This window comes from Teichococcus vastitatis (assembly GCF_003604215.1).
Classification (GTDB): domain Bacteria; phylum Pseudomonadota; class Alphaproteobacteria; order Acetobacterales; family Acetobacteraceae; genus Pseudoroseomonas; species Pseudoroseomonas vastitatis.
In genome coordinates, this window is sequence record NZ_QXGS01000025.1 from 1 (window position 1) to 20,389 (window position 20,389).

Here is a 20,389-nt window from a genome sequence, read left to right on the forward strand (position 1 = left end):
CTGCTGGGCTTCTCGGAAAGCGCCGAGCACCAGCTGCAGACTGCGGCGGCGCTGGGTGGCGAAACGCCGGACACCTATGGCATCACCTTCGCCTGAGGCGCGACGGGAGCACGGCGTGGCACACCGGGTCATCCGTGCCGGGCACGATGGCATTGGCGCTTTCCCGGTGATGGCGGCCGCGCGATAGCGGGCAGGGGCGGACGGCAAGCCAGGGAGCGAAGGGCCGCCGCGTCAGCCGGCGCAGGCGATCCGCAGCAGCGCCTCCACATCCAGATGCGCTTCCAGATGCGCCGCCAGCCCGTCCAGCGCCGCCTCCACCGCCGCCTCGTGCGGGGCGGCGGCGGCGCGGGCGCCGAGCCGCGCCAGCCAGGCAGCGCGCTGGGCGTCGTCGGCGAAGAAGCCGTGCACGTAGGAGCCGGCCACCCGGCCATCCGCCGATACGGCGCCATCGATGCGGCCATCGTGGAAGCGCAGCAGCGGCCGCGCCGCATCGGGGCCGGTGGTGCGGCCGATATGCATCTCGTAGCCGCTGAAGGGCAGGCCGTCGGCCAGGGTGGTGCCGCGTGCCTCGGCCAGCCGCTTGGCACCGGCCAGCACCGTGTCCACCGCCAGAAGGCCCAGGCCCTCGGTGCGGCCGGATGGGCCTTCCACCCCGTCCGGGTCGGACAGGCTGCGCCCCAGCATCTGATAGCCGCCGCACAACCCCAGCACCCGCCCGCCGCGGCGGTGATGCGCCAGGATGTCGGTGTCCCAGCCCTCCGCGCGCAACGCGCCGAGGTCGGCGATCGTGGCCTTGGAACCGGGAATCAGCACCAGGTCCACATCGCCTGGCAGTGCCATGCCCGGGCGCAGCAGGATCAGTTCCACCTCCGGCTCGGCGGCCAGCGGGTCGAGGTCGTCGAAATTGCTGATGCGCGGCAGCACCGGCACGGCGATGCGGCACGTCGCACCGGCGCGGCGCGGCTGCTCGGCGAGATCCTGCGCATCCTCGGCTGGCAGGCGGCACGCGCCATCGAAGAACGGCACCAGGCCGAGCGGCGCCCAGCCGGTGCGCGCGCCGATCTGCGCCATGCCCTCGGCGAACAGCGTCGGGTCGCCGCGCATGCGGTTGACCACGAAGCCGCGCACCAGCGCCGCGTCCCCACGCTCCAGCACCGCATGGGTGCCGACCAGTGCGGCAATCACGCCGCCGCGGTCGATGTCACCGATCACCACCACCGGCGTGCCGGTGGCACGGGCGAAGCCCATATTGGCGATGTCGCCCTGGCGCAGGTTGATCTCAGATGCGGAGCCGGCGCCTTCCACCAGCACGATGTCGGCGCCGGCGCGCAGTTGCGCGAAGCTGTCCAGCACGAAGGGCATCAGGGAGGGCTTCATGGCCTGGTAGGCGCGCGCCCGCGCCGTGGCATGCACGCGCCCCTGCACCACCACCTGCGCGCCGGTCTCGCTCTGCGGCTTCAGCAGCACGGGGTTCATGTGGATGCTGGGGGCGAGGCCGGCGGCCCGTGCCTGCAGCGCCTGGGCGCGGCCGATCTCGCCGCCTTCCGCCGTGACGGCGGCGTTGTTGGACATGTTCTGCGGCTTGAACGGCCGCACGGCGAGGCCGCGCCGCGCGAGCGCCCGCGCCAGCCCCGCCACCAGCAGCGACTTGCCGACCGAGGAGCCGGTGCCCTGGAACATGATGGCGGCGCCGGCCATGCTTCCCGCCATGATCAGTGCGGCACCGATCGGGAAAACAGGTTCACCACCGCGACGCCGGCGACGATCAGCCCGAGGCCGATCATGGCCGGCGCATCCAGCCCATGGTGGAACCAGATCCAGCCGATGGCCGAGATCAGCACGATGCCCGCGCCGGACCAGATGGCATAGGCGATGCCGGTCGGCACCGTGCGCAGCGTGATCGACAGAAAGAAGAACGCCACCCCGTAGCCCGCCACCACCACGGCGGAGGGCCAGACGCGGGAGAACCCGTCCGAAGCCTTCAGGGCGGAGGTGGCGATCACCTCGGCCACGATGGCGATGGCGAGCGCGGCATAGGCGTTCATCTCAGAACTCGATGCCCTGCTGCGCCTTCACCCCCGCGGCGAAATGGTGCTTCACCGGCTTCATCTCGGTCACCATGTCGGCGGCCTCCAGCAGTGCCGGCGGCGCGTTGCGCCCGGTGACCACGACGTGCAGCCCGTGCGGGCGGGCGCGCAACCCGTCCAGCACCTCGGGCAGCGGCAGGTAATCGTAGCGCAGCGCGATGCACAGCTCGTCCAGCACCAGCAGGCCGAGGCCAGGCTCGGCCATCAGCCGCCGCGCCTGCTCCCAGGCGCGGCGGGCGGCGGCGATGTCGCGCGCCTTGTCCTGGGTTTCCCAGGTGAAGCCCTCGCCCATGCTGTGCCATTCCAGCATGGCATAGGCTTCCAGCACGCCCCGCTCGCCGGTGCTCCAGGCGCCCTTGATGAACTGCACCACGCCGACGCGGCGGCCACGCCCCAGCATGCGCAGCGCCAAGCCGAAGGCGGCGGTGGACTTTCCCTTGCCGGCGCCGGTGTGGACCATCAGCAGGCCCTTCTCCACCGTCTTCTCCGCCACCTCGGCATCCTGCACCGCTTTCCGCTTCGCCATCTTCTCGCGGTGGCGGGCGGCGTCCTCGTCCTCCGCGGACTGGTTCTCGGTCATGGCTCCCCCTTCAGCACCAGCGGCAGGCCGGCGGCGATGAAATGCACCGATGCGGCCCGCGCCGCCAGATCCTGGTTCAACCGCCCGGCGGCATCGCGGAAGCGGCGGGCCAGCGCGTTGTCCGGCACGATGCCGAGGCCGACCTCGTTGGCCACCAGCACGGTGGGGGCGGTCCGCGTTTCCAGCGTGCCCCCCAGCGCCGCCGCCGCGGCGGCGATGTCGCGCTCGCCCAGCATCAGGTTGGTCAGCCACAAGGTCAGGCAATCCACCAGCACTGGCCGCGAGCCGGCACCGGCCAGAATGGCGGGCAGGTCCAGCGGGGCCTCCAGCGTGATCCATTCCGCGCCGCGCCGGGCACGGTGCTCAGCGATGCGGGCGCGCATCTCGTCATCCCAGGCCTCGGCGGTGGCGATGTAGGTCCAGGGAGCAGGATACCGAGCGACCAGCGCTTCCGCGTGGCGCGATTTGCCGGAGCGCGCGCCGCCGAGAACCAGGGTGAAGCTCATGGCCGCCAGGGTTAGCCGACGGCGGGACGACGCGAAAGGCCGGCGCGTCGCCGCACCCGGCCCTCCGTCGAGGCCCCGCGTCAGGCGACGCGGCGCGGGATCAGCCGGCGAACCAGCCGTTCACGCGGCTTTCCTGCTCCTTGATGTACTTCGCCACCGCGGCGTCGGAATCATCCTCCTGCGCCACCAGCATGCCGGCCTCCAGCTCGTTCAGCGGCAGGTTCAGCTTCGACAGGAAGGCGGCGACCTGCGGATGGTCCTGCTTCAGCCCGGGGCGGCCCAGCCCGATCACCTCCTCGGCGGCGCCCAGCGCGCCCTTGGGATCGGCCAGGTAGCGGAGGTCGTACTTGCCGAACATCCAGTGCGGGCTCCAGGCCGTGGCGACGATCCAGTTCTCGCCGCGCATCTGCCGGTTTACCATGGACAGCATCGCCGCCTCGGAGGATTCCTGCAGCTTGTACTCGCCGAGGCCGTAGGTCTTCAGCGCGTCCTGCGACAGGCGGGTCAGGCCGGCACCGGGCTCGATGCCCTGGATGCGGCCGTTGAGCTTCTCCCGCACCGCGGGCTTGGCAAGGTCGGCGATGGAAGCCAGATCGCTCTCGGGAACGTAGCCCGGCACCACCCAGCCCAGCTTGGCGCCGGTGTAGAGGGTGCCGAGGCGCTCCACCTTGCCCTCGACACGCTTGAAGTAATCGGCATGGGTCTGCGGCAGCCAGCACATCAGCATGGCGTCCACGTCGCCGCGGGTCAGGCCCTGGTACAGCGGCGCCACGTCGGTCTGCACCAGCTGCACCTTGGTGTCGAGGCGGTCCTCGATCAGCCTGGCGGCGAGGCGGGTGACGAACTCTGCATCCGCCCAGGGGGCGAAGCCGAGCTTGATGGTCTTGTTCTGGGCGCGGGCCGGGCGAACGCCGGTGGCGAGGCCGGCGGCGAGCCCGGCACCGGCGGCAAGAAGCTGGCGCTTGTTCAGCTGGATCATGATGGGGTCCTTGGATCGGGGCGCGGCCAACGGCGCGCCCATTAGGCAGGCAGTGGGAAAGGGGGGCGGGAAAGCGCGTTCCCCGCCGGCTCCGGATCAGGCCTTGGGCGCGACGAGCGCGCCGGACGGCGCCTCGTTCTTCTGCGCCGCTGCCGCGCCGAACAGGCGCTTCAGCAGAAAGCCCTGGCGCGGCGCGCTGAAGCTCTGGGTGATGCGGTCGAGCAGCACGGCAAGCACCACCACGGCTAGGCCGCCCTCGAATCCGGTGCCCACATCGAGGCGCTGGATGCCGGTCAGCACCGTGTTGCCCAGGCCGCCGGCGCCGATCATGGAGGCGATCACCACCATCGACAGCGACAGCATGATCGTCTGGTTCACGCCGGCCATGATGGAGGGCAGGGCGTTCGGGATCTGCACCTTCATCAGCAGCTGCACCGGCGTGCAGCCGAAGGCCTCGCCGGCCTCGATGAACTCATGGTGGACCTGGCGGATGCCGAGATTGGTCAGGCGCACCACCGGCGGCATGGCGAAGATCACGGTGGCAATGGTGCCCGGCACCGCGCCGAGGCCGAAGAACATCGCCGCCGGGATCAGGTAGACGAAGGCCGGCATGGTCTGCATCAGGTCGAGCACCGGCCGCGCCACCGCCTGCACGACGTTGGACCGTGCCATGGCGATGCCGAGCGGGATGCCCACTACCATGGCAATGGCAGTGGCCGCCAGAACCAGCGACAGCGTTTCCATCATCCGCTCCCACAGCCCCATGCCGGTGATCAGCAGCAGGGCGGCCACGGCGAACACGGCGAACTTCCAGCCCACGCGCCACAGCGCCAGCAGAACGATGATGGCGATGGCCGCCGGCGCCGGCAGCGCCACCAGCGCGTCACGGATGCCGCCGGTGACGAAGCCGATGGCGGCGGCGATGATGTCGAGCGCGGGGGTGAAATGGTCGAGAACGAAGGTCACCACGGCATCGGCACCCTCGCCGATGCCCAGGTCCAGATCCTGCATCGGGTCGTCTCCTCAGTTGCCGCTGCGGTCGAGCGTCTGCAGCAGGGCCGTCTTGCTGATCGAGCCCACATAGCGCCGGTCCTCATCTACCACCGGCAGCGGGTGCGGGCTCTCGGCCACGCGGCCCATCACCTCCGACAGCGTGTCGGCGGCGGCGATCGGCTCCACACCGGGCAACAGGGCACGGTGATACGGGTCGGGCTCGGCGCGGCGCGCCGCCTCGGCCAGGGAATCGACGCTGACCATGCCGTGATACGTCTTGTCGCGGCCGACCACGATGGCGACGTCGCGGTCGTGCCGGCGCATCCGCTCCAGCGCCGCCGGGATGGCCATGCCGCGGCGCTCGATCAGCGTCACCTGAGTTTCGCGCGCGATGTCGCCGGCGCGGAACACATGGCTCACATCGACATTGCGGAAGAACGAGCGGACGTAGTCATTGGCCGGGCTCATCACGATCTCGTCCGGCGTGCCGACCTGCACCACCCGGCCATGCTGCATGATGGCGATACGGTCGCCGATGCGCATGGCCTCGTCGAGGTCATGGCTGACGAACACCACGGTGCGGCTGCGCTCGGCTTGCAGGCGGATCAGCTCGTCCTGCATCTCGGTGCGGATCAACGGGTCGAGCGCCGAGAAGGCCTCGTCCATCAACAGCACGCTGGGCTCGCCCGCGAGGGCACGGGCGAGGCCGACGCGCTGCTTCATGCCGCCGGACAGCTGGTCCGGCCGGCTGTCGACATAGGCGCCGAGGCCGACAGCCTCCAGCGCGGCGCGCGCCTTGGCGTGGCGCTCGGCCGGCGCCATGCCGGCCACTTCGAGGCCGAAGGCGGCGTTGTCCAGCACGGTGCGGTTGGGCAGCAGCGCGAAGGACTGGAACACCATGCCCATGGTGGAGCGTCGCACCGCCGTCAGTTCGCGGCGGGACATCTTGGTGATGTCCTGGCCATCGATCAGGATGGCGCCGGAGGAGGGTTCGATCAGCCGGTTGATCAGCCGCAGCAGGGTGGATTTGCCGGAGCCGGACAGGCCCATGATCACGAAGATCTCGCCGGCGCGGATCTCGAAGGAAGCATCGTCGACGCCGACGGTGCAGCCGGTCTCGGCCTGGATGTCGGCCTTGTCGCGGCCCGCGCGCACCATCCGCAGGGCGTCGTCCGAATGGTCGCCGAACACCTTGTAGACGTTGCGGAGCGCGATCTTGACGGGCGGAGCGGCGTCGTCGCCGGCCACGTCCTGTGGAAGCGGGGTCAGGCTGTCCATGGGATCTCCAGGCTGCCGCGCGCCGGGCGGGCGGCATCACCTCCATCGGGGTTCAAACGGGTCGCGGCCGCCCGACGGATCCGGGCGGCGCAGGGTGCCAAGCGGGCCGTGAAAAAGCCATAATCGCGTCGGAGCACCAGAATGGTTGCGTCGTCTAAAGCATCGACGGGGCAGTGTCCACCCCGGCCAAAATTCCGCCCACCGGGCAAGCAGAACCGCGCCCGATTTCCCGCAGGAGTGGAAGAATCACCTTGCCTCACAGGCATGGGAATTCTGAAGGCATTACTCATGACATCGTTGCCGATAGACATGTCGCCACCTGTTCGTCGGTCCATGTATTCTGGACCAACGATTCAGAACTCGGTCGCGGCCCCAAAGTTACAGTTCCGGATGGTCGCGTTTGACTCGCTGCACCGCGCCGCCTACCACGGCGGCGGTGATGGTCCTCCCGGTCGGGAGGCGAGAGAAGGGAATGCGGTGCGGGGCCTGGCCCCAATGCCGCGGCTGCCCCCGCAACTGTGGGCGGAGAGCACCCCGGACCGATGCCACTGGTGCCGCCCGGTTCTCCGGGAGCGCTGGGAAGGCGACCGGGGGGCGTCAGGATCCGCGAGCCAGGAGACCTGCCATCACCGCATCGGATCGTGCCACCGGGCGGGGTGCCCCGGCGGGCGGCGATGGAACCGGGCATCGATCCCCGGTCGCTGTCGGGCCTGCGCTTCCCCGGGAAGCGCCGGACGGTTCTGGCATCCTGCCGCCTCGCGCCGCTCCGGCGCGCCATCAGGGTTGCCGAGCCATGCCGACCGATACCTCCCCGCCCTGCCTCGTGGTCTGCACCACCTGCCGTGCCCGGCGCCCCCTGGCCGAGGGCGAAACCCCGCCCGGCCAGATCTTGCATGACGCGATGGCCGCCGCCCTGGCCGCCCATGCCGGGGCGCCGCCGCTGGAGCTTCGCGGCGCCGCCTGCCTATCCGCCTGCGACCAGGGCTGCACCGCGGTGATGGCGGCGCCCGGCAAGTGGAGCTACCTGCTCGGCCATCTCGATGCCGGCATGGCGGCGGACCTGCTGCGCTACGCCGAAACCTACGCCGCCAGTGCCAGCGGCGCGGTGCTGCGCTCCCGCCGCCCGGAAAGCCTGCGCCACGCCGTGCTGGGGCGCGTGCCCTCCTTTCTGTCCGCACCCCCTCCCCCATCGGAGCTTCCCGCATGAGCCAGAGCCTGGACAAGGTTCCCGCCACCGTCGTCACCGGCTTCCTCGGCGCGGGCAAGACCACGCTGCTGCGCCACCTGATAAGCCATGCCAATGGCCGCCGCATCGCCGTCATCGTCAACGAGTTCGGCGCCCTCGGCGTGGATGGCGAGACGCTGAAGGATTGCGGCATCCCCGGCTGCGAGGCGGAGAACATCGTCGAGCTGTCCAATGGCTGCCTGTGCTGCACCGTCGCCGACGACTTCATCCCGACATTGCAAACCCTGCTCGACCGCCCGAACCCGCCCGAGCACATCCTGATCGAAACCTCTGGCCTGGCGCTGCCGAAGCCGCTGATCAAGGCGTTCAACTGGCCCGCCATCCGCTCCCGCGTCACGGTGGACGGGGTGGTGACGGTGGTGGACGGTCCTGCGGTGGCCGAGGGCCGCTTCGCCGACGACCCGGAGGCCGTCGCCGCCCAGCGCGCCGCCGACCCCTCGCTCGACCACGACAACCCCCTCGCTGAGGTCTACGAGGACCAGCTCAACGCCGCCGACATCGTGGTGCTGAACAAGGCCGACCTGCTGGACCCGGCGGCGCTGGAGCGGCTGCGGGCCGAGATCGGCGCGCGGCTGCCGCGCGCGGTGAAGGTGGTGCCGGCGCGTGACGGGGCGCTGGAGCCCGCCGTGCTGCTCGGCCTCGCCGCCGCCGCCGAGGACGACCTCGATGCCCGGCCCTCGCACCACGATGCGGAGGATGGCGCGCACGAGCACGATGATTTCGACAGCTTCGTGGTGGTGCTGCCGGAGTATGACAGCGCCGACGCCCTGCTGGCCCGCCTGCCGGAGGTCGCCGCCGCGCATGACATCCTGCGCATCAAGGGCTTCGTGCGGCTGAAGGGCAAGCCGATGCGCCTGGCCGTGCAGGGGGTGGGCCGGCGCTTCCGCGCGCATTTCGACCGTGCCTGGGCGGATGACCGGGACGGGCACCTGGTGGTGATCGGCCAGGCGGGCATGAACCAGGACGCGATCGCCCGGGCCATCCTGGGGTAGCGTGGTCCCGAAGGCCCGGCCTTCCGGCGAAAGGTGAGACGCGTTGCACCTGTTGCGGCAAGAAACACGCACCCTGGACGAGATGGAGCAGGCCGAGGATCTCGGCCATGCACCGGCCGACCTCGTGCTGCTGTCCTTCACCGACAGCGACCTCGGCGCCGCCGCCGCCGCCTGGCAGTCGCTGCCGGAGCCGCGCCCGACGCTGCGCCTCGCCAGCCTGGCCCGCCTGCGCCACCCCATGTCGGTGGATCTGTACGCCGAGGACGTGCTGAGCCGCGCGCGCTGCATCGTGATCCGCCTGCTGGGCGGGCTGGATTACTGGCGCTACGGCGCCGAGGAGGTGTCGGCGCTGTGCCGGCGGCAGGGCATCCCGCTCGCCATCCTGCCCGGGGATGGGCGGCAGGATGCGCGGCTCGCCGCCCTTTCCACCGTGCCGGACGCGGTGCGGGTCCGCCTTGATGCCTGCCTGCATGAGGGCGGGGTGGAGAACCATCGCGCCGCGCTGCGCCTGGCCGCGCATTGCGCCGGTCTGGCACCGGATGACGCGGCGCCGCCGCTGCGCCGCCCCGCCTGCGGCGAACACCCGCTGGGACAGGAGGAGGATGCGCCGCAGGCCGTGATCGCCTTCTACCGCTCGCATCTGATGGCCGGCGACATCGCGCCGCTGGAAGCGCTGGCCGCGGCGCTGCGGCGGGGCGGGCTCCAGGTTCGCGGCCTTTACGCCGCCAGCCTGAAGGATGCCGAATGCGCCGGCTTCGTGGCCGCGCGCCTGGCCGAATGGCGCCCGGTCGTGGTGCTGAACGCCACCGCCTTCTCGGCCCGGCAGGGCACGGCCTCGCCGCTCGACGCGGCCGGATCACCGGTGCTGCAGCTGCTGCTCTCCGGCGCCCCGCGCGATGCCTGGGCGGCCTCCACCCGCGGCCTGGGGCAGAGCGACCTCGCCATGCAGCTGGTGCTGCCGGAGCTGGACGGGCGCCTCGCCACCACCGCCATCGGCTTCAAGCAGGAAGCGCCGCCGATCCCGGGCCTGGACCATGCGCGAACCCTGCTGGCGCCGGATGCGGAGGGCATCGCGCTGGCCGCCGACCGGGCGCTGGGCTGGGCGCGGCTGGCCGGCACCCCGCGCGCCGGGCGCCGCGTCGCCGTGCTGCTGTCCGACTACCCGGCGGTGGGCGGCCAGGCCGGGCACGCGGTGGGGCTGGACAGCTTCGCCAGCCTGTCCGCCCTGCTGCGCGACCTGGGCGATGCCGGCTATGGCACGGAAACCCCCGAGGCAGCCGGGCTCGCCCGCGCCCTGACCACGGGTGCCGCCACGCCGTTCCTGAGCCTGCGGGACTACGGCGCCCTGTTCGCCACCCTGCCCGCGGTGCTGCGCGAGGCCGTCACCGCCGCCTGGGGCGCGCCGGAACAGGACCCGTCGCTGCGGAACGGCGCCTTCGCCCTGCGCCACCGGCGGCTCGGCCACGTCACGGTGGCGGTGCAGCCGGAGCGCGGCAGCCGCCTCGACCGGCGCGAGGGCTACCACGACCCGGACACGCCGCCGCGCCACGGCTACCTCGCCTTTCACCTTTGGCTGCGCCGGGAGCACCACGCGCTGGTGCATCTCGGCACGCATGGCACGCTGGAATGGCTGCCGGGCAAGGCCGCCGCGCCTTCCGCCGCCTGCGCGCCCGCCGCCCTGCTGCGCGGGATGCCGGTGATCTATCCCTTCATCGTCAACAACCCGGGCGAGGCCGCCTATGCCAAGCGCCGCCTCGGCGCGGTCACGCTCGGCCACCTGACGCCGCCGCTGCGCGCCGCCGGCAGCCACGGCGCGGCCGCCGAGCTGGAACGGCTGATCGACGAATACGCCGCCGCCGATGGCCTCGACCGCCGCCGCGGCGCCATCCTGCGGCGCGAGATCCTGGACCGGGCCGACACCGCCGGCCTGCTGGCCGAGGGCAACATCCCGCGCGACCTGCCGGAGGAGGACGCGCTGGCCCGGCTCGACGCCTGGCTGTGCGACGTGAAGGAGATGCAGATCCGCGACGGGCTGCACGTCTTCGGCCGCGCGCCATCGCCGGAGCGACGCGATGCGCTGCTCGCCGCCCTGCCCGCCGGCACCGACCCGGCGCGGCTGGATGCCTCCCCGGCCGCCGAGCGGAAGGCGCTGCTGGCGGCGCTGGACGGCCGCTTCGTGCAGCCCGGCCCGGCCGGCGCACCGACGCGGGGCCGTGCCGACGTGCTGCCCACCGGGCGCAACCTGTTCAGCATCGACCCGCGCGGCGTGCCGAGCCGTTCCGCCCTGGTGCTGGCCGAGAAGGCCGCCACCGAGCTGCTGCGCCGCCACCGCCAGGACCATGGCGACTGGCCGCGTGCCCTGGTGATCGACCTTTGGGGCTCCACCACGCTGCGCACCGGGGGCGAGGACCTGGCGCTGGCCCTGGTGCTGATGGGGGCTAAGCCGCTGTGGGACGCCGCCTCGGCCCGCGTGACAGGGGTGGAGATCCTGCCGCTCGCGCTGCTGGACCGGCCGCGGATCGACGTCACGCTGCGCATTTCCGGCCTGTTCCGAGATGCCTTCCCGGCGCAGATCGCGCTGTTCGACGAGGCGGTGCGCGTCCTCGCCGCCCGGCAGGACGAGGATAATGGCTGGAATCCCCTGGCCGACGCCGCGCGCGGGCTGGAGGGCGAGGCGCTGCGCCGCGCCACGCTGCGCATCTTCGGCGCCGCGCCCGGCCAGTACGGCACCGGGCTGGAGGAGCGCATCGCGCGCGGCACCTGGGAGCACCGGAACGAGTTGGGCGAGGCCTATCTGGACGCTTCCGCCGCCGCCTATGGCCGCGGCCGGGACGGCACGCCGGAGCGCGCGGCGCTGGCCGCCCGCCTCGCCGCCACCGACGCCATCCTGCACGGCCAGGACCATGCCGAGGCCGACCTGCTCGACAGCCCCGACTTCGCCGCGCACCAGGGGGGCCTGGGCGCTGCCGCCGCCGCGCTGGGCGCCGCGCCCGCGCTCTACCACGCCGACACCAGCCGCCCCGACGCGCCGCGCATCCGCGCGCTGGAGGAGGAGATCGCCCGGGTGGTGCGCGGCCGCGCCGCCAACCCGGCCTGGATCGCCGGCATGATGCGGCACGGCCAGCAGGGCGCGCTGCACATCGCCCGGGGGCTGGAAGGGCTGCACGCCTTCGCCGCCACCGTTCCGGCGCGGTTCGATCGGCAGTTCGACCTGTTGTTCGAGGCGACGCTGGGCGATCCGGCGGTGGAAGCCTTCCTGTCCGAGCACAATCCGGCGGCGCTGGATGCCATGCGCGCCCGCTTCGTCGAGGCGCGCGACCGCGGCCTGTGGCGCCCGCGCCGGAACAGCGTGCCGTGACCGCGCGGCGCGGCTGGTGCCCCTCGCTGCACGAGCCGATGCGCTCGGGCGATGGCTGGCTGACCCGGGTCAAGCCGCCGCGCGGGCAGCTCACGGCGGCGCAGGCGCGCCTCATCGCCGGTGCCGCGCCCGGCTGGATCGAGGCGACGCAGCGCGGCAACCTGCAGCTGCGCGGCTTCGCGGAGGACGCGCTCGCACCCTTCGCCGAAGCCATGCGGGCGGCGGGCCTGGCCAGCGGCGATCTCGGGATCGAGCGGCGGCGCAACATCATCGCCCCGCCGCTGCTGGGCCATGACTCGACCCTGGCACCCGGCGCGGCGGCCTGGCTCGGGGCGCTGGAAGCGATGCTGGCGGATGCGGCGCTGGCGGAGCTGCCGGGCAAGTTCGGCCTGGCGCTGGATGCCGGCGGCGTGCTGCCGCTGGGCGATGTGGCGGCGGACATCACCCTGCGCCTGTTGGCGGGCGAGGCCACGCTCCACATCCCCGGCGCCACCGCGCGCGGCGTGGCGCCTGGCCATGTGGCGGCGCTGATCCGCGCGGTGCTGGCGGTGCCCGGTGCCGGCCGCCTTCGCGAGGCGACGGCGGCGCTCGGGCCTGTCGCCTTGCTGGCCCGCGCCGGACTGCGCGCCGAGCCGCCGCGGCCCGCACCGCCCGCGCCGCTTCCGGTCGGCCTGCTGCCCGGCGCCACCGGCTTCGGCCTGCCCTTCGGACAGATGAGCGCCGGAGACCTGCACCGCCTGGCTGACCTGGCCGAGCGGAAGGGCGATGGCGTGCTGTGCATCACCCCCTGGCGCGCCATCCTGCTGCCGGGCCTTGCCGATCCGGCCATGCCGGCGGCCGGGATGGGCCGCCTCATCACCGACCCCGACGATCCGCGCCTCGGCATCCGCGCCTGCCCCGGCACGGCCGGCTGCGCCAGCGGGCTGGCCGACAGCCGCGCCGATGCCGCCCGCATCGCCGCCCTGCCGCGCGGTCCGGGCTTGCTGCACGTCTCGGGCTGCGCCAAAGGCTGCGCCCATCCGGGCCCGGCGGCGCGGGTGCTGGTGGCCGAGGCTCAAGGACGCTACGCCCTGGTGCGCGGCGGCCGCGCCGGCGACACGCCCGCCCGGCGCGACCTTTCCCTGGCCGAGGCAGCGGCGGAACTGAACCGATGACCCATGACTACATCCGCGACGGCGCGGCCATTTACGCCAGATCCTTCGCCATCATCCGCGCCGAGGCCGATCTGGCGCGCTTCTCGGACGCCGAGGCGCGGATCGCGGTGCGCATGATCCATTCCTGCGGGCTGGTGCCCGTGGCGCAGCAGATCCGCTTCGCCCCCGGCTTCGCCGATGCGGCGCGCGCCGCCCTGCTGCGCGGCGCCCCGATCCTGTGCGACGCGAAGATGGTGGCGCAGGGCATCACCCGCGCCCGGCTGCCGGCCAACAACGAGATCCTCTGCACCCTGGCCGACCCGCGCGTGCCCGGGCACGCCAGCACGATCGGCAACACCCGCTCCGCCGCCGCGCTGGATTTCTGGGGCGAGAAGCTCCGCGGCGCCGTGGTGGCCATCGGCAACGCGCCCACCGCGCTGTTCCACCTGCTGGAGCTGATGGATGCCGGCGCGCCGCCGCCGGCCGCCATCATCGGCCTGCCGGTCGGCTTTGTCGGCGCCGCCGAAAGCAAGCAAGCGCTGGCCGCCGACAACCGCGTGCCCTGGATGATCGTCGAGGGCCGGCTCGGCGGCAGCGCCATGGCCGTCGCCGCCGTCAATGCCCTGGCCTCCGAGCAGGAATAATGGCCGGCACCCTGCACATCCTGGGCGTCGGGCCGGGCGATCCGGAGCTGGTGACGCTGCGGGCGGCGCGCATCCTGGGCGCGGCGCCGGTGTTCGCCGGCTTTGCCAAGCGCGGCCGCCCGGGCCACGCCTTCGGCATCGCCGCGCCGCACCTGAACCCGGCGGCGCGGGAACTGCGCTTCGAATACCCCTACACCACGGACCTGCCGGTGGAGGACCCGCGCTACCCCGACGCCATGGCCGCCTTCTACGACACCAGCGCCGCCACGGTCGCCGCCGAGCTGTGCGAGGGCCGCGACGTGGCGCTGCTGTGCGAGGGCGATCCCTTCCTGTACGGCTCGGCCATGTACCTGTTTGACCGGCTGCGCGGCGCGCACCGCGTCGAGGTGACGCCGGGCATCACCGCCATGTCCGGCTGCTGGTCGCGCGCCGGGGCACCGATGGTGCATGGCGACGACCTTCTTTCCGTGCTGCCCGCCACCCTGCCCGCCGCCGCGCTGGCCGAGGCGCTCGGACGCTGCGACGCCGCGGTGGTGATGAAGCTCGGCCGCAACCTGCCCAAGCTGCGCGCCGTGCTGGACGAACTCGGCCTGACGAACCGCGCCATCTATGCCGAGCGTGGCTGCATGGCGGGCGAGCGCATCCTGAAGCTGGCCGAGCGCGACAATGCCCCGGCCCCTTATTTCGCCTTGGTGCTGATCCCGGGGCGGCGAGGCGTACGATGAGCGGCACGCTCCGCATCATCGGCCTCGGGCCCGGCGCGGCGTCGTTGCGCACGCCGGAAGCGGAGGCGGCGCTGGCCGGAGCCACCGACCTCCTCGGCTACGGCCCCTACCTCGCCCGCGTCGCCGCTCGCCCGGAACAGCGCCTCCATCCCACCGACAACCGGGAGGAGCTGGACCGCGCCCGCCACGCGCTGCAACTGGCGGAGGGCGGTGCGCGGGTGGCGGTGGTGTCCTCCGGCGACCCCGGCGTGTTCGCCATGGCGGCGGCGGTGTTCGAGGCGCTGGAGCACGGCCCGGCCGCCTGGCACGCGCTGGACATCCAGGTGCTGCCCGGCATCTCCGCCATGTTCGCCGTGGCCGCCCGGCTGGGTGCCCCGCTGGGGCATGATTTCTGCGCCATCTCGCTGTCGGACAATTTGAAGCCCTGGGCGCTGGTGGAGCGCCGGCTGCGCCTGGCCGCCGAGGCCGGCTTCGCCATGGCGCTGTACAACCCGATCTCGCGCGCCCGGCCGTGGCAGCTCGGCCAGGCCTTCGGAATCCTGCGCGAGGTGTTGCCCGGCAGCGCGCCGGTCGCCTTCGCCACCGCCGTGTCCCGCCCCGAGGAGCGCATCCTGATCCGCCCGCTGGCCGAGGCCGATCCGGCGCTGGCCGACATGCGCACCCTGGTGCTGGTGGGCAGCGCCGCCACGCGGATGGCGGGGCGGTTTCTCTACACCCCGCGCTCGGCGAGCCTGGCATGAAGCCAGCGGAGCGCCGTCGCGGCATCCGGCACGGTATGCAGCCCCGGCGGCGGGGCTGGCCGCGCCAGCAGGATCACCGCGGCGCCGATCTCGCGCGCCGCCGCCAGCTTGGCCGCCGTGGCGGTACCGCCGGAATTCTTGCTCACCAGCGCCTCGATCCGATGGGCGGCGAGCAGGGCGCGCTCGGCCTCCGGAGCGAAGGGGCCGGTGGCGGCCAGCACGGTGGCGCGCGGCGGCAGCCATTCGGCAGGCGGTGGATCCACGGCGCGGACCAGGTAGTGGTGCTGCGGCGCCCCGTCGCGGAAGGGCAGGAGGTCCTTGCGGCCGATGGTCAGGAACACCCGGCGCGGTGCCTTGCCCAGCGCGGCGGCGGCCTCCGCCATGCTGGCCACCACGCGGTCACCGGGTTGCACCGGCCATTCCGGGCGGTTGATCCGCAGCAGCGGCACGCCGGCCAGGGCGGCGGCCTCGGCGGCGTTGCGGGTGATCTGCTGGGCAAAGGGATGGGTGGCATCCAGCAGCGCGGCCACGCGGGCCATGCGCAGGTGATCCGCCAGTCCGGCCGCGCCGCCAAAGCCGCCGATGCGGGTGGGCAGCGGCAAGGGACGCGGGTTCCGGGTGGCGCCGGCCAGCGACAGGGTGGCGTCGAACCGCGCATCCTCCGCCAGGGCGCGGGCCAGAACCGCGCCTTCCGTTGTTCCCGCCAGCAACAGAACCCGCATCATCCCCTGCGATACCTCCTGGCATGACCGAACCCTGGCTGTTCATCCTGGGCATCGGCGAGGATGGCGTCGAGGGCCTTTCCCCCGCCGCCGCCGCCCTGCTGCGCACGGCCGGCGCGGTGTTCGGCGGCCGCCGCCACCTGGCCCTGGCCGCGCCGCTGATCGCTGGTGAGGCGCATCCCTGGCCCAGCCCGATGGCGGGAGCATACCCGGCCCTGCTGGCGCGGCGCGGCCGGCCCACCGCCGTGCTGGCCTCGGGCGACCCGTTCTGCTTCGGCATCGGCGCGGTGCTGGCGCCGCAGGTGCCGCCGGGCGAGTTCCTGTGCATCCCGGCGCCCTCGGCCTTTGCCCTGGCATGTGCCCGCCTCGGCTGGGCGGCGCAGGATTGCGCCACCCTCTCCTTCTGCGGCCGGCCGCTGGAGCCGGTCCTGCCGCTGCTGCAGCCGGGCGCGCGCATCCTGGCACTGTCCGCCGACGCCGCGACGCCCGCCGCCGTGGCGGCCCTGCTGACGCGGCACGGCTTCGGCGGGTCCCGCCTGCACCTGCTGGATGCGCTGGGCGGCCCGCGCGAGCGGCTGCGCGCCGCCGCTGCCAGGAGTTTCGCGCTGGAGGCCGGGCCGCTGAACCTGTTGGGCATCGAGGTGGTGGCCGGCCCGGAGGCGCGGGTGCTGCCGCTGGCCCCCGGCCTGCCCGAGGCGCTGTTCGAGCAGGATGGCCAGATCACCAAGCGCGAGGTGCGCGCCGTCACCCTTGCCGCCCTTGCGCCGCGCCAGGGCGAGTTGTTGTGGGATGTTGGCTGCGGTTCCGGCTCGGTGGCGATCGAGTGGCTGCTGCGTCACCCCTCGATGCGTGCGGTCGGGCTGGAGCCCCGTGCCGACCGCGCCGCCCGCGCAGCCCGCAACGCGCTGTCGCTGGGGGTCCCGGGCCTGCGCATCGTGGAGGCCGCGGCGCCGGACGGCTTCGGCGGGCTGCCCGCACCGGATGCGGTGTTTCTCGGCGGCGGCGCCGGCCAGCCCGGCCTGGTGGAAGCGGCCTGGGCGGCGCTGCGCCCCGGCGGGCGGCTGGTGGCCAACGCGGTGACGCTGGAAACCGAGGCGATTCTGATCGCCGCCCGCCAGCGCTGGGGCGGTAGCCTGACGCGGATCGGGGTGGAGCGGCTGGATGCGGTCGGCACGATGCATGGCTACCGTCCGCTGATGACGGTGACGCAATATGCCGTGGAGAAGCCCGCCGATCCGCGTTCCGCCGCGCTGGCCGGGATCGGTGCCCGCCCGTCCGCCAGCGCCACCGACATCGTGGCCCTGCTCCGCAGCGCCGAGGCGCTGTCCGGCCATCGCATCGCCCGCCTGATGGCGCCCGATTTTCGCCGCGGCCTGCCCGCCCTGGCGGAAGCGGCATCGGTGCTGGGGCTGCCGCTCGGCTTTGTTGCGCGGGACGCCATCCTGGCGGCGCAACCCCGCTGCCCCACCCGCTCCGACGCCGCGCTGGAGGCCACCGGCATCGCCTCGGTGGCGGAGGGCTGCGCCCTGGCCGGCGGCGGCAGGCTGGTGCTGCCGCGCATCGACGGGCCGGGCGTCACCTGCGCCCTGGCCACGGACCACCCCGCATGACCGTGCATTTCATCGGCGCCGGCCCCGGCGCGCCGGACCTCCTCACCCTGCGCGGCCGCGACCTGCTGGCCGCCTGCCCGGTCTGCCTCTACGCCGGCTCCATCGTGCCGGCGGAGATGCTGCGGCATTGCCGGCCGGATGCGCGGACGGTGGACACCGCCGGCCTCGACCTCGATGCCATCGAGGCGGAGTTCCGCCGCGCCCATGCCGCCGGACAGGACGTGGCGCGGCTGCATTCGGGGGACCTGTCGGTGTGGTCGGCGGTGGCCGAGCAGGTGCGGCGCCTCGATCGCCTCGGCATTCCCTGGAGCATGACGCCGGGCGTGCCCGCTTTCGCCGCCGCCGCCGCCGCGCTGGGGCGGGAACTGACGGTGCCGGCCCTGGCGCAGAGCGTGGTGCTGACCCGGGTGTCCGGCCGCGCCTCCCCGATGCCGCCGGGGGAAACGCTGGACGCGTTCGGCGCCACCGGCGCGACGCTGGCCATCCACCTGGCCATCCACGCGCTGCCCGGCATCGTCGCGGCGCTGCGGCCGCTGCAGGGCGCCGATTGCCCGGCCGCGGTGGTGGTGCGCGCGTCCTGGCCGGATGAGCGCGTGATCCGCGGCACGCTCGGCGACATCGAGCACAGGCTGGCGGCCGAGCCGGCCGAACGCACCGCGCTGATCTTGGTGGGGCGGGCCCTGGATCCGGGCGCGTTCCGCGACAGCGCGCTGTACAGCGCCGATTACCGTCGGCGGTTCCGGTGAGCGGCTCAGCCTTCCGCCGGACGCCCGGCCCGCGCCAGCAGCGTGCCGTCGCGGCCGAACAGTGCCACGTCGACCACCATGCCGCTGCCCTCCACCACCTGCTGCGCCACCTGCCGCGCCCGGCTGGCGACCACCTCGGGCAGCGCTACGCCATCCGCCGCCGCAAGGGCGAAGGCTTCCAGCGCGGTGTTGCCGGCGGCGATGCGGGCGGCCAGCGCCGCGCTGCCCCCGGCCTCCCGCGCCAGGACGGCCAGGGCGTCCAGGTCGACGCCGCCGCGCCGCGAATGCAGGTCCAGCCGGCCCTGCGCCAGCTTGCACAGCTTGGCCAACCCCCCCGCCACCGTGACGCGCGGCACCGGATGCGCGCGCAGGTATTTCAGCATGCCGCCGACGAAATCGCCCATGTCGATCAGCGCCTGCTCCGGCAGCGCGTCCAGTTGCCGGATCGCTGCCTCGCTGGTGCTGCCGGTGGCGCCGGCCACGTGATCCAGCCCGGTGGCGCGCGCCACGTCGATGCCGCGGTGAATGGAATGGATCCAGGCGGCGCAGGAATACGGCACCACCACCCCCGTGGTGCCCAGGATGGACAGCCCGCCGAGGATGCCGAGGCGGCCGTTCATGGTGCGCTCGGCGATGCGCGCGCCGCCGGGGATGCTGATCTCGACATGCGCGTCGGGCGCGGCGATCTCGGCCAGGGCGGCACGGATCATGGCGCGCGGGCCGGGATTGATGGCGGGCTCGCCCACCGGCAGCGGCAGGCCGGGCAGGGTCACGGTACCGACCCCCTCGCCAGCGGCGAACACCACGCCGGAGCCGGGCGGCAGGCGCCGCACCGTGGCACGCACCAGCGCCCCGTGGGTGACGTCGGGATCGTCGCCGGCGTCCTTCATCACGGCGGCCATGGCGACGCCACCCGGCAGCAGGGCGTGCTCGGCCAGGGCAAAGGCGGGCTGCTCGCCGCGCGGCAGGGTGATGCACACAGGATCGGGGAAGCCCTGGCCGCACAGCGCGGCAAAACCCGCCTTGGCCGCCGCCGTGGCGCAGGCGCCGGTGGTCCAGCCCCGGCGCAACGGTTCGTCCGAGGGTCCTTTCTGCTGGGGGCCCCGGGGGTGTTCCTGGTGTTGCACGCCCGCAGCCATATCGCTCCCTTACGCCGCTGTCATGCGGGAGGCGGGCGGTGAACCGCCTGATGATGCTGGAAGCGCTGCTCGGCCGCCGTGCGCCGGTGCTGGCGCCGGGGCATGTCTGGCTGGTCGGGGCCGGTCCGGGCGATCCCGGCCAGCTGACCCTGGACGCCGTGGCCGCCATCGCTCAGGCGGAAACGCTGGTGCATGACGAGCTGGTGGATTCGCGCATCCTGGCGCTGGCGCCCGACGGCGCCGAGCGGGTCTACATGGGCAAGCGCGGCGGCCGCCCCTCGGCGCGGCAGGCCGACATCATCGCGGCGCTGCTGCGCGAGGCGCGGCTGGGCCGCCGCGTGGTGCGGCTGAAGGGCGGCGATCCCTTTGTGTTCGGCCGCGGCGCGGAAGAAGCGCTGGCGCTGGCCGAGGCCGGCATCCCCTGCCGCATCGTGCCTGGCCTGACGGCAGGGCTGGCCGGGCTGGCGGCGGCCGGCATCCCGGCCACGCAGCGCGGCGTGAACCAGGCGGTGGTGCTGGCCACCGGCCACGCGGCCGCCGGGGCCGAGGATGCGCTGGACTGGGCGGCCATGGCGCGGCTCGGCCAGCCCATCGTGCTGTACATGGCGATGCGCCGCCTGCCGGAGGTGGTGGCGGCGCTGCTGCGGGCCGGCTTGCCGCCCGGCACCCCGGCGGCGGCGGTGGCCGAGGCGACGACGCCGCGCCAGCGCAGCGTGGTGTCGACGCTGGCCGGAATCGTGCAGGCGGTGCGGCAGGCCGGGCTGGCGGCGCCGGCGGTGGTGGCCATCGGCGGCATCGTCGATGCGGCGGCGGCGCTGAATCGGCCGGCGCACCGGCCGATGGCCGGGGCACCGACGCTGCCCGGCGATTCGCACCAGGAGCCGTGAGGCGCCGGGGCCGGGGCCGGACCT

At 73.6% G+C, this 20,389-nt stretch carries 19 protein-coding genes, 1 pseudogene and 1 riboswitch; of the genes and pseudogenes, 11 read left to right on the plus strand and 9 right to left on the minus strand.

Going from position 1 to position 20,389, the window contains the following annotated elements; genetic code table 11:
* Positions 1-231 precede the first annotated feature (231 nt).
* The 7 genes from D2K64_RS18180 to proV all read right to left on the minus strand — a co-directional run bounded on the left by D2K64_RS18180 (position 232) and on the right by proV (position 6,423).
* Entirely contained in the window at positions 232-1,698 is a 1,467-nt protein-coding gene (locus tag D2K64_RS18180; protein WP_202910734.1) for a cobyric acid synthase, read from the minus strand.
* Positions 1,699-1,712: 14 nt separating this feature from the next.
* Positions 1,713-2,045: an SMR family transporter gene (locus tag D2K64_RS18185; protein ID WP_120009811.1), complete on the minus strand. Its 333-nt coding sequence runs from the start codon at positions 2,043-2,045 to the stop codon at positions 1,713-1,715.
* 1 nt (position 2,046) lies between these two features.
* On the minus strand, positions 2,047-2,667 hold the full coding sequence (gene cobO, locus D2K64_RS18190) for a cob(I)yrinic acid a,c-diamide adenosyltransferase (RefSeq protein ID WP_120009812.1): 621 nt from the start codon (positions 2,665-2,667) through the stop codon (positions 2,047-2,049).
* Positions 2,664-3,173, minus strand: coding sequence for a bifunctional adenosylcobinamide kinase/adenosylcobinamide-phosphate guanylyltransferase (gene cobU / locus D2K64_RS18195; protein ID WP_120009813.1), 510 nt, complete (start codon positions 3,171-3,173; stop codon positions 2,664-2,666). Before cobU ends, cobO begins: the two co-directional genes overlap by 4 nt.
* 100 nt (positions 3,174-3,273) lie before the next feature.
* The gene (locus D2K64_RS18200) at positions 3,274-4,152 is read right to left on the minus strand and encodes a glycine betaine ABC transporter substrate-binding protein (protein WP_120009814.1); all 879 of its coding nucleotides are present in this window, start codon (positions 4,150-4,152) and stop codon (positions 3,274-3,276) included.
* 96 nt (positions 4,153-4,248) lie between these two features.
* Positions 4,249-5,163, minus strand: a complete 915-nt coding sequence (locus D2K64_RS18205; protein ID WP_120009815.1) for an ABC transporter permease — start codon at positions 5,161-5,163, stop codon at positions 4,249-4,251.
* A gap of 12 nt (positions 5,164-5,175) precedes the next feature.
* Entirely contained in the window at positions 5,176-6,423 is a 1,248-nt protein-coding gene (gene proV / locus D2K64_RS18210) for a glycine betaine/L-proline ABC transporter ATP-binding protein ProV (RefSeq protein WP_120009816.1), read from the minus strand.
* A 423-nt stretch (positions 6,424-6,846) separates the two neighbouring features.
* Positions 6,847-7,065, plus strand: a riboswitch (cobalamin riboswitch).
* A 151-nt stretch (positions 7,066-7,216) separates the two neighbouring features.
* On the opposite strand from proV, the gene D2K64_RS18215 reads away from it, so the two are divergent.
* From D2K64_RS18215 to cobJ, 7 genes are read left to right on the plus strand one after another with little or no spacing between them, the layout of a single operon-like run.
* The gene (locus tag D2K64_RS18215; RefSeq protein WP_120009817.1) at positions 7,217-7,630 is read left to right on the plus strand and encodes a DUF1636 family protein; all 414 of its coding nucleotides are present in this window, start codon (positions 7,217-7,219) and stop codon (positions 7,628-7,630) included.
* Complete coding sequence (gene cobW / locus D2K64_RS18220) at positions 7,627-8,661, plus strand: cobalamin biosynthesis protein CobW (protein ID WP_120009818.1); 1,035 nt, start codon at positions 7,627-7,629, stop codon at positions 8,659-8,661. The genes D2K64_RS18215 and cobW overlap by 4 nt, the downstream gene beginning before the upstream one ends.
* Before the next feature lie 43 nt (positions 8,662-8,704).
* On the plus strand, positions 8,705-12,019 hold the full coding sequence (gene cobN, locus D2K64_RS18225) for a cobaltochelatase subunit CobN (protein WP_120009819.1): 3,315 nt from the start codon (positions 8,705-8,707) through the stop codon (positions 12,017-12,019).
* Positions 12,016-13,173 carry a precorrin-3B synthase gene (gene cobG / locus D2K64_RS18230; protein ID WP_157985925.1) on the plus strand — a complete coding sequence of 386 codons (1,158 nt, stop codon included), beginning with the start codon at positions 12,016-12,018 and terminating at the stop codon, positions 13,171-13,173. The genes cobN and cobG overlap by 4 nt, the downstream gene beginning before the upstream one ends.
* Complete coding sequence (locus D2K64_RS18235) at positions 13,170-13,796, plus strand: precorrin-8X methylmutase (RefSeq protein WP_120009821.1); 627 nt, start codon at positions 13,170-13,172, stop codon at positions 13,794-13,796. The genes cobG and D2K64_RS18235 overlap by 4 nt, the downstream gene beginning before the upstream one ends.
* On the plus strand, positions 13,796-14,521 hold the full coding sequence (locus D2K64_RS18240) for a precorrin-2 C(20)-methyltransferase (protein WP_120009822.1): 726 nt from the start codon (positions 13,796-13,798) through the stop codon (positions 14,519-14,521). The genes D2K64_RS18235 and D2K64_RS18240 overlap by 1 nt, the downstream gene beginning before the upstream one ends.
* Positions 14,518-15,261 (plus strand): precorrin-3B C(17)-methyltransferase, encoded by a 744-nt coding sequence (gene cobJ / locus D2K64_RS18245; protein ID WP_120009823.1) that lies wholly within the window; start codon positions 14,518-14,520, stop codon positions 15,259-15,261. Before D2K64_RS18240 ends, cobJ begins: the two co-directional genes overlap by 4 nt.
* Here cobJ and D2K64_RS18250 read toward each other — a convergent pair.
* Positions 15,231-15,983, minus strand: coding sequence for a cobalt-precorrin-6A reductase (locus D2K64_RS18250; protein WP_120009847.1), 753 nt, complete (start codon positions 15,981-15,983; stop codon positions 15,231-15,233). The genes cobJ and D2K64_RS18250 overlap by 31 nt on opposite strands.
* A gap of 23 nt (positions 15,984-16,006) precedes the next feature.
* Here D2K64_RS18250 and cbiE point away from each other — a divergent pair.
* The 3 genes and pseudogenes from cbiE to cobM form a co-directional block, all read left to right on the plus strand.
* A pseudogene (cbiE, locus tag D2K64_RS18255) lies at positions 16,007-17,212 on the plus strand (precorrin-6y C5,15-methyltransferase (decarboxylating) subunit CbiE); the annotation flags it as partial.
* Positions 17,201-17,593 carry a cobalamin biosynthesis protein gene (locus D2K64_RS25585; RefSeq protein WP_274379312.1) on the plus strand — a complete coding sequence of 131 codons (393 nt, stop codon included), beginning with the start codon at positions 17,201-17,203 and terminating at the stop codon, positions 17,591-17,593. The pseudogene cbiE and the gene D2K64_RS25585, both read left to right, overlap by 12 nt.
* Entirely contained in the window at positions 17,590-18,339 is a 750-nt protein-coding gene (gene cobM / locus D2K64_RS18260) for a precorrin-4 C(11)-methyltransferase (protein ID WP_120009825.1), read from the plus strand. Before D2K64_RS25585 ends, cobM begins: the two co-directional genes overlap by 4 nt.
* Positions 18,340-18,344: 5 nt before the next feature.
* On the opposite strand, the gene D2K64_RS18265 is transcribed toward cobM, so the two are convergent.
* Positions 18,345-19,478 carry a cobalt-precorrin-5B (C(1))-methyltransferase gene (locus D2K64_RS18265; RefSeq protein WP_120009826.1) on the minus strand — a complete coding sequence of 378 codons (1,134 nt, stop codon included), beginning with the start codon at positions 19,476-19,478 and terminating at the stop codon, positions 18,345-18,347.
* 38 nt (positions 19,479-19,516) lie between these two features.
* Between D2K64_RS18265 and cobA the strand changes: the two genes are divergently transcribed.
* Entirely contained in the window at positions 19,517-20,365 is an 849-nt protein-coding gene (cobA, locus tag D2K64_RS18270; protein ID WP_238384270.1) for a uroporphyrinogen-III C-methyltransferase, read from the plus strand.
* Positions 20,366-20,389: the final 24 nt, after the last annotated feature.

Coding starts and splice junctions, on each gene's coding strand:
- D2K64_RS18180 (WP_202910734.1), bottom strand. CDS start 1,698: ATGGCCGGCGCCGCCATCATGTTCCAGGGCACCGGCTCCTCGGTCGGC.
- D2K64_RS18185 (WP_120009811.1), bottom strand. CDS start 2,045: ATGAACGCCTATGCCGCGCTCGCCATCGCCATCGTGGCCGAGGTGATC.
- cobO (WP_120009812.1), bottom strand. CDS start 2,667: ATGACCGAGAACCAGTCCGCGGAGGACGAGGACGCCGCCCGCCACCGC.
- cobU (WP_120009813.1), bottom strand. CDS start 3,173: ATGAGCTTCACCCTGGTTCTCGGCGGCGCGCGCTCCGGCAAATCGCGC.
- D2K64_RS18200 (WP_120009814.1), bottom strand. CDS start 4,152: ATGATCCAGCTGAACAAGCGCCAGCTTCTTGCCGCCGGTGCCGGGCTC.
- D2K64_RS18205 (WP_120009815.1), bottom strand. CDS start 5,163: ATGCAGGATCTGGACCTGGGCATCGGCGAGGGTGCCGATGCCGTGGTG.
- proV (WP_120009816.1), bottom strand. CDS start 6,423: ATGGACAGCCTGACCCCGCTTCCACAGGACGTGGCCGGCGACGACGCC.
- D2K64_RS18215 (WP_120009817.1), top strand. CDS start 7,217: ATGCCGACCGATACCTCCCCGCCCTGCCTCGTGGTCTGCACCACCTGC.
- cobW (WP_120009818.1), top strand. CDS start 7,627: ATGAGCCAGAGCCTGGACAAGGTTCCCGCCACCGTCGTCACCGGCTTC.
- D2K64_RS18235 (WP_120009821.1), top strand. CDS start 13,170: ATGACCCATGACTACATCCGCGACGGCGCGGCCATTTACGCCAGATCC.
- D2K64_RS18240 (WP_120009822.1), top strand. CDS start 13,796: ATGGCCGGCACCCTGCACATCCTGGGCGTCGGGCCGGGCGATCCGGAG.
- cobJ (WP_120009823.1), top strand. CDS start 14,518: ATGAGCGGCACGCTCCGCATCATCGGCCTCGGGCCCGGCGCGGCGTCG.
- D2K64_RS18250 (WP_120009847.1), bottom strand. CDS start 15,983: ATGCGGGTTCTGTTGCTGGCGGGAACAACGGAAGGCGCGGTTCTGGCC.
- cobM (WP_120009825.1), top strand. CDS start 17,590: ATGACCGTGCATTTCATCGGCGCCGGCCCCGGCGCGCCGGACCTCCTC.
- D2K64_RS18265 (WP_120009826.1), bottom strand. CDS start 19,478: ATGGCTGCGGGCGTGCAACACCAGGAACACCCCCGGGGCCCCCAGCAG.